The following is a 14,309-nucleotide window of genomic DNA, read 5'->3' as shown; positions in this document are numbered from 1 at the left end:
TCAAGGTGTGATTTGCGAAACCGCTTTCGCATACCTGGGAGGAGAACTCTATGACCCGTCGCCGCTTCGGCGCAGTCGGTCTTCTCACGGTCGGCTTGTTGCTGGCCGCCGTATTACAGATCCCCACCGCCCTGCCGGCCGCCGCTGCGGCCCCGGCGCTGACCATCGTGCCGACCACGGTCGGCAACGCGTTCACCGTCGGTCAGCAGGTCAAGCTCGGCTTCACCACTGACGCCGCAACGGTCGGCTGGACCGTGCGGGACGCGACCGGCACCGAGGTCGCCAAGGGCTCGGCCTCGGCCGCGTCGCTGAACGGCCAGCTCGCCCTCTCGATCGGTACGCCGGGCTGGTACCAGGTCGACCTCACTGCGACAGCCTCCGACGGTTGGGTGACCAACGGCGGCACGGACTTCTCCGTACTCACGCCGCACGACTTCTCCACCTCGACCGACACCCGGATCGGTGTCGCCACCGGTCTGGGCTTCAGCAGTGGCGCCAACCCGGGCCTCGACTCCGTGCCATTGCTGGCGATCGGTGGTATCTCGACCGCGCGGGACGAGGCGTTCTGGGCCAGCGCTGAGACCACGAAGGGTGTGATCCAGTTCCCGCAGAAGGTCAAGGACTACAAGGCCGCGCTGGACGCGAACAACGTCGACTTCCTGAACATCCTCGACTACGGAAACACGCTCTACTACCCGGATGAGGCGCCGTCGACCGACGAGCAGCGACAGGCCTTCACCCGGTACGCCGTGGCCGCGGTCGACGAGTTCGGTACGGCGCACACGACGTACGAGCTGTGGAACGAGTGGAACTGGCGTGACCTGGACGGCGCTGCTGGTGGCACCGCCGACAACTACGTCGCTTTGCTGAAGATGGTCAGCCCGGCGATCCGGGCGACGCACCCGGACGTCAAGCTCACCGGTCCGTCGCTGGCAGTCATCTCGGACTGGCAGGCCTGGTTCACCCGGTTCGCGGACCTGGGTGGCCTGGACTACGTCGACGCGGTCACCATCCACCCGTACGTGCAGCCGAACGACCCGGAGGCGTCGGTCGCGTACGTCAACACGATCCGCGGCATCATGGCCGCGCACGGCTCGACCAAGCCGATCTACATCTCCGAGCAGGGCTGGGCGACCGGAACGAACCCCAGTGCGGTCAGCGAGCCGGTCCAGGCGCGTGACCTGGTCCGCGGCGAGCTGCTTGCCTTCGGCAACGGCGTTGCTCGCTACAGCGGTTACAACTTCATGGACTCGGGCACCGACCCGGCCAACATCGAGCACCGCTTCGGACTGGTCCGCAACCGCCAGGACACCCGCGGTGCCCTGGTACCGAAGCCGTCGTACACCGCCACCGCCGTACTGGCCCGGCAGATCGACGAGCTGCCGCTGATCGGTCAGACCAAGTTCGGCACCAACGGCTACGACGTCGCCTTCAACGCCGGTAGCGGACAGAGTGTGCACGCTGTCTGGTCCACCACACCCGGACTGGTGAACGCTGCGGCACCACCAGGCTCGACCGTCCAGGTGACGAGCATGTACGGCGCTGTGACCAACCTGACCGCGGATGCGGGCGGCCATGTCTGGGTGACCGCAGGACCCGAGCCGGTGTACCTGCGCGGCGCCATCAGCGGCGTGGCCCCGTCGAACCGCTTTGCCCTGTCGGTCACTCCTGAAATCGCCGGTGACCCGGTCAGCGGCAGCCTGACCTTCACGAACCCTGACTCGACCGCACACGCCTTCACTGTCGACGCGGGCGGAAGCCAGACAAGTGGCAACGTCCCTGCGGCTGGTACGGCGTCCGCACCGGTCACCTACCCGGCTCAGAACTCGACCGGAGCCCGCACGTACACCGCCAAGGTCACCGTTGACGGTGTTCCGGCCGCACTCCTTAGCACCGGCGGTACGGCGACCCCACCGTTGACTGTCACCGGGTCACACGTGCTGAGCACCAGCGGACAGGACCTGCTGCGGCTCCGCGTCACCAACGCGTCGTCCCACTCGTACACGGTCGCCGGACTCGACTGGGCGTCCGGTCCCGGATCGGGAACGCTCCTGGGTGGCACCACGATCGCAGCGCACGGTACGGCGTCGGCCGACGTACCGCTCACGGTCACGGCGGCGTCGGACTGGGCAGCCAGTCTGCGGATCTCGGGCGTCGGCTTCTTCAAGGCATCCGGCAAGCTCAAGCCCGTCGGTACGCCGACAGTCGCGACCGAGCACACCGTGACACTCGACGGGGTGATCGATCCGGAGTTGAGTCAGGTCACGCCGATCGCGTTGGAGGGCACGGGGACACCACCGGTGACGGGCTGGGGCGGACCGAGCGACCTGTCCGGATCACTGTGGCTCACCCACGACGATCAGAATCTCTACCTGTCCGCGACGGTGACCGACGACGTGTTCTCGCAGCCCAACCGCAACGGCAACATCTGGGGCGGGGACGGTCTGCAGATCGGCATGACAGCCGGTGCGCCGGGGGAGGCGACCAGGATCCAGGAGATCGGTGCCGCCCTGACCGATGCAGGCACGGTGGACACGTGGCGGTGGACTCCGGTGGAGCTCGCCGGGACGCCGCCGGGGGTCCAGGCCAAGGTTGTGCGTGATGCAGCGGCCCACACCACGACGTACGAGGTCGCCATTCCCTTCAGCACGCTGGAGTTCGCGCCGGCCGACCGGTTGCTGTCCACGACGGTGGTGGTCAACGAGAACGACGGCACGGGCCGCCGTGGCTGGTTGACGTGGGGGACTGGCGTCGCGGAGGCGAAGAGTCCGGCCGGCTTCAACGCGATCCGGCTGGACGCCACACCAGCGGCACCGGCGAGCGCGACGGACGCGGCCTTCGGTATCACCACGACGGCACGGCCGCAGTGCTGGAGTGGCTCGGCAGTGCTGCCGGTCTACGCGTACAACGCGGGCTCCGCGCCGATGGACGTCCGCTTCACCACTCCGCTCGGTGAGCAGAAGATCTCGTCGGTCGCGGCCGGCAAGGGCGCTTACCACGCGTTCCAGGCCGGCGGCACGTCGCTGGCCGCGGGATCGCTCACCACAGCGGCGTACCGCTGGAACAACGGATTACCGCAGTACACCCGCCTGACCCTCAACTACCCGGCCATCAACTGTGCAGGGTGAGTAACTCGGCGTAGGTGCCCCGGAAGCTGCCCCCGGGGTACCTACGCCGGTCTGGTCCGCCCCGCCTAGGATCGAGGCGGGAGTTCCGGACCGGAGGAGTGCGAGTTGAGTCACACCGTGGTGGCCGAGCTGGTGGCCAATGTGCTGAAGGTCACCGCCCGGGCCGGCGACACGGTGGAGCCGGACGACACCCTGGTCATCCTGGAGTCCATGAAGATGGAGATCCCGGTGCTGGCCGAGGTCTCCGGCACCATCGTCGAGCTGCGGGTCGTCGAGGGCGAAGTGGTCCGCGACGGCGACCCGATCGCTGTCATAGAAGAGAAGTGATTAAACCGAAATGGCCGCCCACGCGTCTTTACCGGTGAGGGCACCCGCCGGGAACTTCCGGCTGGAGCGCCGCGTTGAGCCGTCGTACGAAGAACTCAGGGTTTTCCCCGGGTCTTCCCGACGTGCGCAGAGGACGGTGACCGCGGCACCATGGCCTTCACGCTTATTGCCGAGAGGACCCAGGGAGGCGTTGCGGTGAAGCCGGCCGACACCTCAGTGGTGCCCGCGCTGCAGCCCGTTCCGGACGCGCTGCCGTCGTGGGACGAGATCGTCCGCACCCACTCCGCCCGGGTCTACCGGCTCGCGTACCGGCTGACCGGGAACAAGCACGACGCCGAGGACCTGACCCAGGAGGTCTTCGTCCGGGTCTTCCGCTCGCTGTCGTCGTACACGCCGGGCACCTTCGAGGGCTGGCTGTACCGGATCACCACGAACCTGTTCCTGGACGGCGCCCGCCGCAAGCAGCGGATCCGCTTCGACGGCCTGCCGGAGGACGCGCACGACCGGCTGCCGGCCAAGGGCGAGGGCCCGGCCGAGAAGCTGGACTCCGACCTGTTCGACCACGACGTGCAGGACGCGCTCGACGCGCTGCCTGAGGACTTCCGCGCCGCGGTCGTGCTCTGCGACATCGAGGGCATGACGTACGACGAGATCGCGGATGTCCTGGACGTGAAGCTCGGCACGGTCCGCAGCCGGATCCACCGCGGCCGGTCGATGCTGCGCAAGCACCTGGAGCACCGGGCCCCGCGGTCCGGCCAGACCCGGGTCGGAGGCCCACCCGCCGAAGGGCACTTGGACGCTGGAGGTGAGCACCGGTGAGCCTTCAGCACCCGATGGACAAGCTCAGCGCCGTCGTCGACGGCGCGCTCGACCACGACTCCCGTGACAAGGTGCTGAGCCACCTGGTCGGCTGTGACACCTGTCGCGCCGAGGTGGACGCACAGCGCCGGCTCAAGGCCCGGATGGCGGCGCTGGAGCAGCCCGACCCTTCCACTGACCTGATGCAGCGCCTGATGGGCGTCTCGTCGTTCTCCCCAGAGCCGCGCGAGGAGATCCGTCCGGTGCTCACGCCGGCCGTCACCCTCTTCCCGCAGCGGTCCGCGTTCCCGGCCGGGCGTACAGGTGACACCCGGCCGGGCGCACCGCGCACCACGCGGTCCCGTCGGCGCACCGGCGTACTGGGTGCGGCCGGTTCGGCCGCCGCGGTCGCCTCACTGCTCGGTACGGCGTTCGTCGTCGGAGACCCGGCCCGGTCCGAGCAGCCGCCCGCGCTGCAGCCGCCGGTGGCGAGCTTCTCCTCCGACCACGCGAGTACGACGGGCGGAGCGCCGTTCGCCGACCCGGTCGCGCTACTGAACTCCTACAACGGGACCGGGTATGCAGGGCTGAACCCGACGCTGCAGCCGGTGGCCCTGACAGGACGCTGAGCTGTGAGCCTCTCCCGGCTCGCCGTGCTGGTCAGCACCGCTCTGATCGGCTTCGGCCTGCCCATGCCCGCCTTCGCCGCGCCGGCCGCCACGCGTGCGGACTCGCCGCTGGCGATCAGCTGGCTGAAGCGCGCCGCCGCGGCTCCGAACCAGGTCTCGTACCACGGCACGCAGATCATCACCGCCTGGGGACCGCAGGGCGCGAGTTCGGCGATGCTCGACATCGTGCACGCGGCGTCACAGGGCTCAGAGATCAGTGTGGTCGGCTCGTCACCCGCACCGGGCGCCAAGGCCTTCGTGCAGCGCGCGACGACCACGGGGGCGGCGATCGACGGCGGACCGCTGGCGTTGCTGCAGGCGACGTACCAGCTGGTCTACAAGTGCTGCACGGACACCATCGGGCGGAGCGCCGTACTCGTGGAGGCCTTGCGGGCCGACCAGATGCTGGCGGCACGGTTCTGGATCGACAAGGCGACCGGACTGCTTCTGCAGCGGCAGTTGTTCAGCGTGGACGGCAAGACCATGGTCCGGGCGACCGTGTTCACCGAGCTGGAGATCGAGGACACGGAGTTCATCAGCCACCTGCCTCCGATGGTGCCGAACGGGGTGGAAGCGCTCGGTCTGGGCAAGGTCGACAACCTGCGGTCCGAGGGCTGGGTCTGCGCGCCGGAGCTGCCCGCATCGCTGCAGCTGTACGACGTTCACAAGGACACGAGTAACGGGTCCCTGCAGTTCTCGTACTCCGACGGATTGTTCAACGTGTCACTCTTCGAGCAGCGCGGAGCACTGGACCCGGCGGCCGTGGCCGGCTTCAGCAGCACCGGGAACCCGGGTGTCTACCTCCGCTACGGAATGCCGTCGTACGTCGTCTGGTCGTCCGGAGGGATCGTCTACACCCTGATCGGGGACCTGCCGCCGGACACGCTCGGGCAGGTCGTCCAGGCGTTCCCGCACGACGTTCCGGTCAAGCTCTCCGCGATCCAGCGGATGGGGACCGGGCTGGCGAAAATCGCGACCTGGCTCACTCCGATGGGTGCGCTTTCGCCGAAACTGGGATAATCGAATCTGGAAGTGCCTCTCGTCACCCGAGCAGGACCTCCCGACCGACGACCACGACGACGACGTGAGGCGGGGACCGTGATCAGCGACGACGCCGAGCCGACAGTTCCGAATCCAACTTCGGAACCCACTGCAGCGCTTCCGACCGCCGACGATCCCCCTGCGGCGCCCAACGGCTCCGCACCCGTGACCAACGGCTCCGCACCGGTGACCTCGCTGGCGCCGCCGGCATCGGGCGCGGGGAGCGCCCCGCTGCGGACGCCGGGCAGCGACGCGCCGTACCGGCAGACGAACGGACGGTCCGTGACGCAGCGGAGCTTCGGCAAGCCGCAGCCGCAGGAGCCGACCTTCCGGCCGGTGTACCAGGGACAGGCGTGGCCGGCACAGCAACCGGCGTACCGGCCGGCGTACACACCGCCTCCGCCGCTCGACTGGCACCAGCAGCAGGCCCGTGCGTACACCCCGGCCCCGGCGCCGAAGGCCAACCGGGTCGTCGTCATCGCCGCCGTCGTCGCGCTGGTGATCGGCGTGATCGCCGGTGCCGGTGCGGCCGCGACGGTCGTCGCGCTGGACCACAACAGCACCCCGGTCGCCGACCAGCCCAACGTGCCGGTGGGGACCGGCGCCAACCCGAAGATCCGGAGCGGTTCCGTCTCCGCTGTCGCCGCCACCCTGCTGCCCAGCGTCGTCCAGCTGAAGGTCGAGGGCGCGGACAACTCCGACGCCACCGGATCCGGGTTCGTGATCGACAACGCCGGGCACATCCTGACCAACAACCACGTCGTCGCCGGCGCGGCCAAGGGCGGCTCGATCCAGGTCCTCACCGAGAAGGGCAAGACCTCGACCGCACGGCTCGTCGGCCGGTCCCCGGCGTACGACCTGGCCGTCGTGCAGGTGGTCGGGCTGGACGCGCCGTCGGTGCAGTTCGGCCGGTCGGACCTGGCGGTCGTCGGGCAGGACGTGGTCGCGATCGGCTCGCCGCTCGGGCTGGCGGGCACGGTGACGTCGGGGATCATCTCGGCCAAGAACCGTCCGGTGACCACGGGCGAGAGTGCCGACCAGACGTCGTACATCAACGCCCTGCAGACCGACGCGGCGATCAACCCGGGCAACTCCGGTGGCCCGCTGGTCGACATGAACGCGCGGGTGATCGGGGTGAACTCGGCGATCGCCACCGTCCGCGGGGCCGAGGAGGGGCAGAGCGGGAACATCGGCCTCGGGTTCGCGATCCCGATCGACCAGGCCCGGCGTACGGCGCAGCAGCTGATCGCCAACGGAGTGGCGTCGTACCCGGTGATCGGGGCGAGCGTGGACATGCAGTTCGAGGGCGGTGCACGGGTGAGCGCGGTGAATGCCGGCTCTCCGGCCGCGCGGGCCGGGATGCGGGTCGGTGACGTGATCACGTCGATCAACAACCAGACCGTGGATTCCGCGGAGGCGCTGATCGTCGCGATCCGGACCCATCAGCCGGGAGAGAGCGTGCGGCTGACGTTCGAGCGCAGCGGCAAGCCCCGGGAAGCCACGGTCACGCTGGCGCAGCAGATCGGCTGAGCCCTTCGCTGGTGTCCGGAATCGGCTGACCCGGCAGGCGGCGTGACCACAGTCGGGATACCCTGGTCGGCGTCGGGGCTGACGTACAGAGAGGTGGGGACATGTTCGGCATCGGGCCGCTCGAGCTGGTCGTGATCGCGATCGTCGCCGTGCTCGTCTTCGGCCCGGATCGGCTGCCGGAGTTCGCTCGTACGGCGGGCAAGCTGCTGCGCCAGGTCCGCCAGATGGTCAGCAACGCGCAGAACGATCTGCGCAACGAGCTCGGTCCCGAGTTCGCCGACCTCGACCTGCAGGACCTGAACCCGAAGAACTTCGTCCGCAAGCACCTGCTCGAGGGCTCCGACGACTACGACGACGACAAGCCCGTCGCCGACTTGAGTGACTCCGCCCCGCAACGCCTCCCGGCCGGCCAGAAGCCGCCGTACGACCCCGAGTCGACCTAGTCCAGAGGCGCCCAGATCGGTCGGAGTGCGGCCAGGCCGTCTTCGACGTACGTCGCGATCGGCTGGGTGCCGCCGTCGAGGTACCACTGCTCCAACGCGGCGAAGTAGCCGAAGACGAGCGCGTTGGCGGCGACGCGGGACTGAGTCTCGGTCAGGCTGCCGGAGAGCGCCATCAGCGGGGTGATGCGCCGGCCCGCGCGGTCGAGAGTGGCGCAGAAGGCCATCCGGACGGACGGCAGTCGGACTCTCGGTCGTGCTCGCCGTGGTCGCACTTGTCGACCAGGCCGGCGGCCGGACCCTGGCAGACCACGCCACCACCGCCTACGCGCAGCATGGCAAGCACGCGTCCGAAGGGGCGCTCTACGGCCTGCTGTACGGCGTCGCCGTACTCGATGGCCTGCTCTGGCTCCTGGTGGCGGGCCTCGCCCGTTCACGTCGCCTGATCGCGGCTAGCCTCGGCGTCCTCGCCGTCCTGCTCACGGCGACTCTCGGCGTACTCCTGCTGGTCTCCTCCGAGTACGGCGTGCACCCGTTCACACCGCTCTGGGGCGTCCTCGCTCTGCTCCCTGCTGTGGCCGGCGCGGTCGCGGTGGCCCAGCTGTTCCGTCAGCGGTCTGTGGCCAAGAGGTCGTAGGTGACCTTGCCGTCGAGGTGGGTCGAGAGTGGGAAGGCTTCGCGTTCGGTGCCGGTCAGCTGGAAGCCGGCCTTTTCCGCGGTCCGGCGGGCCGCTGTGTTGGAGGCCGCTGTACGGATGAAGAGCCTGCGGCCGCCGAACCCGCCGTCGTTCTCCGGGGTGAAGTACCACTCGGCAACCCGCTCGATCGCCTCGGTCATCACGCCGCGGCCCTGTGCGTCAGGATGCAACCAGTAGCCGAGCTCGCCGTCACGCACAGAGTCGTAGTGGATCCCGAACAGGGTGAGGTTGCCCAGCCCTTGGCCGGTCTCGGCGTCCGCCACGCACCAGTTGAACCTTCGGCCGGTGGCGGCCTGTTCGGCCATGTCCTTCAGCCAGAACCGCGCGTCCTCGGCGGTGAACGGCTGCGGGATGAACGGCAGGAAGTGCGCGGTCGCCTGGTTGGTGCGAGCCGTCGTGATCCGCGCGACCTCGTCCTCCCGCCACGTCCGCAACGTCAGCCGCGGCGTCTCGAGCACCGGGTGCTCGAACCACGGCCTCCTCGGCTCCCGCGCATCCTTCGGCCCGATCCAGGCCGTCCAGGCATCCACCCGCTCGCCGCCTTCCTCTGCCAACGCGGGAATGGTCTCGCCGAACCGGAAGCCGGTCGCCCACGCCACCCGGCGCGACGGCCAGTTGCCGACCCGCGCCCACCAGTGGATGACATGAAACCCGCAGGTGGTGAAGCCGAACTCCAGCAACAGCCGCACCGATCGGCTGCTCACGCCGGCACCCTGAGCCCAGCGCGACAGGCTGTAATGCACCCGCGCGTTGCCGTCGGTGTCGGGCTCCAGTGCGACGGATCCGGCGTACCGGCCGCCGTACTCGATGATGAACAGGAGCCGCTCGTGCTTCGCCCAGGCCTCGGTGATGCCGTAGGTGATCCACCGCCGGGCGTCCTCGGCGCCGAAGCGGCGGCCGGGCTGTTCGGCCTGGCGGTCGATCTGGCCTTGGATGTCGTCAGGGCGCGGCGCTCGAAGCGTCACGACGCCGTCGGTCAGGACCGGGTGCTCTGCGGGAATCGGCACCCGGCCTAGTCAACAACCACCGAGGGTCTTGGCGGAACCGCGCGTACGGCTCCGCGGATGCGGCGAGGTCAGCGGCCGGCGGGGGAGAGGCCCAGTTGGCGACCCAGGAGGCCACGGGGGCGGCCGCCGAGTTTGGCGGCGATCCGGTCGAGGACCTGCGCGGCCGGGGTGTCCGGGTCGGCGGTGACCAGCGGGTTGCCGAGGTCGCCACCGCTGCGCAGTCGCTCATCGAGGGGGATCTCACCCAGCAGCGGGATGTTGTACCCGAGGCGCGCCGACAGCGTCTCCGCGACTCGCGTCCCACCGCCCGTGCCGAAGATCTCGATCCGGTGCTCGGGACCGCAGTGCGGACACGGCAGGAACGACATGTTCTCGACCACGCCCGCGACCCGCTGGTGCACCATCTGCGCCATCGTGCCGGCCCGCTCGGCCACCTCGGCGGCGGCTTCCTGCGGCGTCGTCACCACGATCACCTCGGCGCTGGTCAGCCGCTGACCGACCGAGATCGCGATGTCGCCGGTGCCGGGCGGGAGGTCGAGGAGCAGTACGTCGAGGTCGCCCCAGTACACGTCCGCCAGCATCTGGACGAGCGCGCGGTCCAGGATCGGGCCGCGCCACGCGACCACCTGGTCCCGCTTCGGCTTCAGCATGCCGATCGAGATCACCTTCACGCCGTGCGCGGGCACCGGCATGATCATGTCGTCCACCGCGGTCGGCCGCTCGTCCGCGACCCCGAACATGGCCGGCACCGAGTGCCCGTAGATGTCCGCGTCCAGGACGCCGACCGACAACCCCTGCTTGGCCATCGCGACCGCGAGGTTCACGGTGACCGACGACTTGCCGACGCCGCCCTTGCCGGACGCGATCGCGAACACCTTGGTCAGCGAGTCTGGCCGGGAGAACGGGATCTCCTTCTCCGCGACGCCGCCGCGGAGTTGGGTCTGCAGGGCCGCCCGCTGCTCGGCCGACATCACGCCGAGGTCGATCTCGACCCCGGTGACGCCGTCGAGTTTGCTGACCGCGGCCGTGGTGTCGCGCCGGAGCGTGTCCTTCATCGGACAGCCCGCGACGGTCAGCAGGATCCGGACGGCGACGACGCCGTCGTCGCGCACGACGACGGACTCGACCATGCCGAGGTCCGTGATCGGCTTTTTGATCTCCGGATCCAGCACACCACCGAGCGCCGTGGTCACCTGATCAGCAGTGGGAGCCATACCCCAAGGCTACGTGCTCCAACACCCCAACCCGACCCCGGTCTATGTGACATACCCCCAACAACCCACTCCCACGCGGTCACAGGACGGTACGGCGCGGTGGGGTTAGAGGCCGGGGGCTCCGTAGACGGGGAACCAGCGGGAGAGGTCTTGTTCCATGCGGAGGTCCGTGCCGATGATCGAGCGGAGTTGGAGTTCGGTGGCGTTGTCGCGGCGGTCAGCCCCGGTGGGGACGAACGGGTACCAGGAGCCGCGTTTGTAGAGGTAGACCAGGCCCATCGACTTCGAGCCGTTGGTGAAGGCGATCAGAGTGCACAGCAGGGCCGAGCCGAAGCCGGCGTCAACCAGGGACGTGTTGACGGCGTGGAGGTCGGTCACGAGGCCCTCGAGGTCGTCGGGCGAGGTCTCGCGGACCAGCCAGGTGAAGCCGTAGGAGTCCGTGTGGGTGGTGAACTTCCCGTCGTCGAGGGCGAGCAGTTTGTCGACCTCCTCGCGCAGCGTCGAGAAACCACCACCCTCGGCCGCCTTGAAGCAGACCGAACCACTGCCGGTCGGGCGGTAGCCGGCCGCGGTCTCCAAGGTGATCGCGGCCGACGGAAGCGAGAACAGCTGATCGAGGTTCGGCGGGACGGCTTTGCTCCTGCCGAGCAGGATGTCGAGAAGGCCCATAGGTCTAAGCTTGCTCGCCCAGCTCGCGGGACAGCACACCGAGGCGGTCGAGTCGCTTCTCCAGCGGCGGGTGGGTGGAGAACAGCGACGACAGGCTCGCGCCCTTGCCGGAGATCGCGGGCGCGAAGAAGAAGGCGTTGAACGCCTCCGCCTGCCGCAGGTCGCGCGACGGTATCCGCGCGATGTCCCCGCTGATCTTCGTCAGCGCCGACGCCAGTGCGGACGGTCTTCCGGTCAGCATCGCTCCGGCCCGGTCCGCCGCCAGTTCGCGGTAGCGCGAGAGTGCCCGGGTCAGCAGGAACGAGATCGCGTACACGGCGATGGACACCGCGATGACCGTGAGCACGATGACCGCGGTGTTCTGGTCACGGTTCCGCCCCAGGCCGCCGTACAGGCCGAAGCGGGTGATCAAGCCGGCCAGTACGCCGAGGAACGACGCGATCGTCATCACGGCGACGTCCCGGTGCGCGACGTGCGAGAGCTCGTGCGACAGCACACCCTCGAGCTCGTCCGCGTCCAGCCGGCGCATGATCCCGGTCGTCACGCAGACGACCGCGTTGTTCGGGTTCCGGCCAGTGGCGAAAGCGTTCGGCAGGTCGACGTCCGCGATGGCCACCCGCGGCTTCGGCATGTCGGCCAGTGCGCACAGCCGGTCGATCGCGCCGTGCAGCTGCGGAGCCTCCTCCGGCGTGACGATCCGCCCGCGCATCGCGTACAGCGCGATCCGGTCGGAGAACCAGTACTGCACGAACAACGCGCCGCCCGCGATGATGATCGCCAGTACGGCGCTGCTGGTCAGCGCGATCAGCAGTGCCACGAAACCGACGTACAGCAGACCGAGCAGGAAGCTCGTGAGCACCATCCGCCTGGACAGCCCCCGGTCCGGCGCGAATCGAGTCTTCATTCAACGTCCTCTCTCACCTGACAACGAGCGTAGCTCGGCTCCGAAGAGCTCAAACGCGGTCGTCCTCGCGGCTCTTCAGGTCGAGATCGGCGAGCAACGAGCGGAGCTCGGAGCGGAGGAAATCACGGGTGGCGACCTCGCCGACGGCCATCCGCAGCGACGCCATCTCCCGGGCCAGGAACTCCATGTCGGCGCGCGTCCGCGAGTCGACGTCGCGGTCGCGCTCGTACTGGACCCGGTCGCGAGCCTCCTGCCGGTTCTGCGCGAGCAGGATGAGCGGAGCGGCGTACGACGCCTGCAGACTGAGCGCCAGCGTCAGGAAGATGAACGGGTACTGGTCGAAGCGCACGCTCGCCGGCGCGAAGATGTTCCAGGCGACCCAGAACAGGATCGTCGCGGTCATGTAGACCAGGAACTGTCCGGTGCCGAGGAAACGGGCGATCCGCTCCGACAGCCGCCCGAACGCGTCGGCGTCGTACGTCGGCCGCGGTACGAACGTACGTCGCCAGTCCCGCGGCACATCGAGTCGCGCGGTACTGCGGAGGCGGCGGTCGTCGGTGCTGCGGTCGTCACGAGGCATCGTGGTCCACCTCCTGGGCATCGCTGGGCTGATCCGGTTCACGCCAGTCGTCGGGCAGCAAGTGGTCGAGGACGTCGTCGACCGTGACCGCACCGAGCAGCCGGCCCTCGTCGTCGAGCACTGGTGCCGCGACCAGGTTGTAGGTGGCCAGGTACTTGCTGACCGCGGTCAGGCTGTCGTCCGGCCGCAGTCCGTCCAGATCGGTGTCCAATGCGGCGGACACCAGCTCGGACGGTGGTTCGCGCAGTAGTCGCTGGATGTGGCCGACTCCGATGAACCGTCCGGTCGGAGTCTCCAGCGGTGGCCGGCAGACGTAGATCATGGCGGCCAGTGCCGGGCTCAGCTCCGCGTTCCGCACGTGGGCGAGTGCATCCGCCACGGTGGCGTCGGCCGGCAGGATGACCGGCTCCGACGTCATCAGTCCGCCGGCAGTGCGTTCCTCGTACGTGAGCAACCGCCGTACGTCCTCCGCCTCGTCCGGCTCCATCAGCGTCAGCAGGCGCTCCGCGGTGTCCGTCGGCAACTCGGCGATCAGGTCGGCCGCGTCATCCGGTGACATCTCCTCGAGCACGTCCGCGGCCCGCTCGGTGTCCAGACCGGCCAGGATCTCCACCTGGTCGTCCTCGGGCAGTTCCTCCAGCACATCGGCCAGTCGCTCGTCGTTCAGGGCGGCCGCAATCTCCTTGCGCCGCTTGGGAGACAACTCGTGCAGTACGCCGGCCAGGTCCGCGGCCTTCATCGACTCGAACGCGGCCAGGATGTGCGTCGCGCCCTGCCCCTCCTCGACCTGGGCGAAGCCACTGACGTCGGCCCAGTCGAGCACGTGCGACTGTCCGCGCCGCCGGAACCGTTTGGTGGGCTCTCGCACCGCCACCTTTGACAGCACCCAGTCTCGCGTCCGCCTCTGCTCCATAGCCATGTCGAACACGACCGCGGTCGCCTCGGTCTCGCGGATGGTGACAGTGCGGTCCAGCATCTCGCCGAGCACCAGTACCTCGGTCTGTCGCTGCTCGAACCGCCGCATATTGACCAGACCGGTGGTGACGACGTGCCCGACGTCGACGGACGTCACCCGGGTCATCGGCACGAAGATCCGGCGCCGGGTGAACACCTCCACCACCAGACCGAGCACTCGGGGCGGCTGGGTGCCTTGCCGCATCATCGCCACGACATCGCGCACCTTGCCGACCTGGTCCCCATTCGGGTCGTACACCGGGAGACCGGCCAGCCGGGCGACATAGACGCGCGACGGTGAGCCACTCATGTTCGAAGGCTAACCCGCCACGTTCCCCAGGCCTCGGCACCG

15 protein-coding genes are annotated in these 14,309 nt (G+C 69.1%); 8 read left to right on the top strand and 7 right to left on the bottom strand.

Annotated features, from left to right (window positions below; all coding sequences use genetic code 11):
* Positions 1-50: 50 nt before the first annotated feature.
* From AB0E63_RS28280 to AB0E63_RS28250, 7 genes are all read left to right on the top strand, one after another.
* Positions 51-3,128 carry a sugar-binding protein gene (locus tag AB0E63_RS28280; protein ID WP_360372665.1) on the top strand — a complete coding sequence of 1,026 codons (3,078 nt, stop codon included), beginning with the start codon at positions 51-53 and terminating at the stop codon, positions 3,126-3,128.
* Between the two features lie 105 nt (positions 3,129-3,233).
* A complete protein-coding gene (locus AB0E63_RS28275; protein WP_360372662.1) occupies positions 3,234-3,455 on the top strand; it encodes a biotin/lipoyl-binding carrier protein in 222 nt (73 codons plus the stop codon).
* Positions 3,456-3,605: 150 nt separating this feature from the next.
* Complete coding sequence (sigE, locus tag AB0E63_RS28270) at positions 3,606-4,274, top strand: RNA polymerase sigma factor SigE (RefSeq protein WP_360372659.1); 669 nt, start codon at positions 3,606-3,608, stop codon at positions 4,272-4,274.
* The gene (locus tag AB0E63_RS28265; RefSeq protein ID WP_360372656.1) at positions 4,271-4,882 is read left to right on the top strand and encodes a zf-HC2 domain-containing protein; all 612 of its coding nucleotides are present in this window, start codon (positions 4,271-4,273) and stop codon (positions 4,880-4,882) included. Before sigE ends, AB0E63_RS28265 begins: the two co-directional genes overlap by 4 nt.
* A 3-nt stretch (positions 4,883-4,885) precedes the next feature.
* A complete protein-coding gene (locus tag AB0E63_RS28260) occupies positions 4,886-5,941 on the top strand; it encodes a transcriptional regulator (protein WP_360372653.1) in 1,056 nt (351 codons plus the stop codon).
* Between the two features lie 186 nt (positions 5,942-6,127).
* Complete coding sequence (locus AB0E63_RS28255) at positions 6,128-7,492, top strand: trypsin-like peptidase domain-containing protein (protein WP_360372650.1); 1,365 nt, start codon at positions 6,128-6,130, stop codon at positions 7,490-7,492.
* A 101-nt stretch (positions 7,493-7,593) separates the two neighbouring features.
* Positions 7,594-7,935 (top strand): sec-independent translocase, encoded by a 342-nt coding sequence (locus tag AB0E63_RS28250; protein ID WP_360372648.1) that lies wholly within the window; start codon positions 7,594-7,596, stop codon positions 7,933-7,935.
* On the opposite strand, the gene AB0E63_RS28245 is transcribed toward AB0E63_RS28250, so the two are convergent.
* A complete protein-coding gene (locus AB0E63_RS28245) occupies positions 7,932-8,159 on the bottom strand; it encodes a hypothetical protein (protein WP_360372645.1) in 228 nt (75 codons plus the stop codon). The genes AB0E63_RS28250 and AB0E63_RS28245 overlap by 4 nt on opposite strands.
* Positions 8,160-8,188: 29 nt before the next feature.
* Here AB0E63_RS28245 and AB0E63_RS28240 point away from each other — a divergent pair, with 29 nt between their 5' ends.
* On the top strand, positions 8,189-8,569 hold the full coding sequence (locus AB0E63_RS28240) for a hypothetical protein (protein ID WP_360372643.1): 381 nt from the start codon (positions 8,189-8,191) through the stop codon (positions 8,567-8,569).
* Here the strand turns inward: AB0E63_RS28240 and AB0E63_RS28235 are convergent.
* From AB0E63_RS28235 to AB0E63_RS28210, 6 genes are all read right to left on the bottom strand, one after another.
* Positions 8,542-9,636, bottom strand: a complete 1,095-nt coding sequence (locus AB0E63_RS28235; RefSeq protein WP_360372640.1) for a GNAT family N-acetyltransferase — start codon at positions 9,634-9,636, stop codon at positions 8,542-8,544. The genes AB0E63_RS28240 and AB0E63_RS28235 overlap by 28 nt on opposite strands.
* A 68-nt stretch (positions 9,637-9,704) precedes the next feature.
* A complete protein-coding gene (locus tag AB0E63_RS28230; RefSeq protein WP_360372637.1) occupies positions 9,705-10,850 on the bottom strand; it encodes an Mrp/NBP35 family ATP-binding protein in 1,146 nt (381 codons plus the stop codon).
* Positions 10,851-10,955: 105 nt separating this feature from the next.
* Positions 10,956-11,519, bottom strand: coding sequence for a hypothetical protein (locus tag AB0E63_RS28225; protein WP_360372634.1), 564 nt, complete (start codon positions 11,517-11,519; stop codon positions 10,956-10,958).
* A gap of 4 nt (positions 11,520-11,523) precedes the next feature.
* The gene (gene htpX / locus AB0E63_RS28220) at positions 11,524-12,423 is read right to left on the bottom strand and encodes a zinc metalloprotease HtpX (RefSeq protein WP_360372631.1); all 900 of its coding nucleotides are present in this window, start codon (positions 12,421-12,423) and stop codon (positions 11,524-11,526) included.
* Between the two features lie 49 nt (positions 12,424-12,472).
* Entirely contained in the window at positions 12,473-13,003 is a 531-nt protein-coding gene (locus AB0E63_RS28215; RefSeq protein ID WP_360372627.1) for a DUF1003 domain-containing protein, read from the bottom strand.
* On the bottom strand, positions 12,993-14,267 hold the full coding sequence (locus AB0E63_RS28210) for a CBS domain-containing protein (protein WP_360372624.1): 1,275 nt from the start codon (positions 14,265-14,267) through the stop codon (positions 12,993-12,995). The genes AB0E63_RS28215 and AB0E63_RS28210 overlap by 11 nt, the downstream gene beginning before the upstream one ends.
* Between the last annotated feature and the right edge of the window lie 42 nt (positions 14,268-14,309).

This window comes from Kribbella sp. NPDC026596 (assembly GCF_040638415.1).
Classification (GTDB): Bacteria; Actinomycetota; Actinomycetes; order Propionibacteriales; family Kribbellaceae; genus Kribbella.
This window is presented reverse-complemented; position numbering and strand designations above follow the sequence as displayed.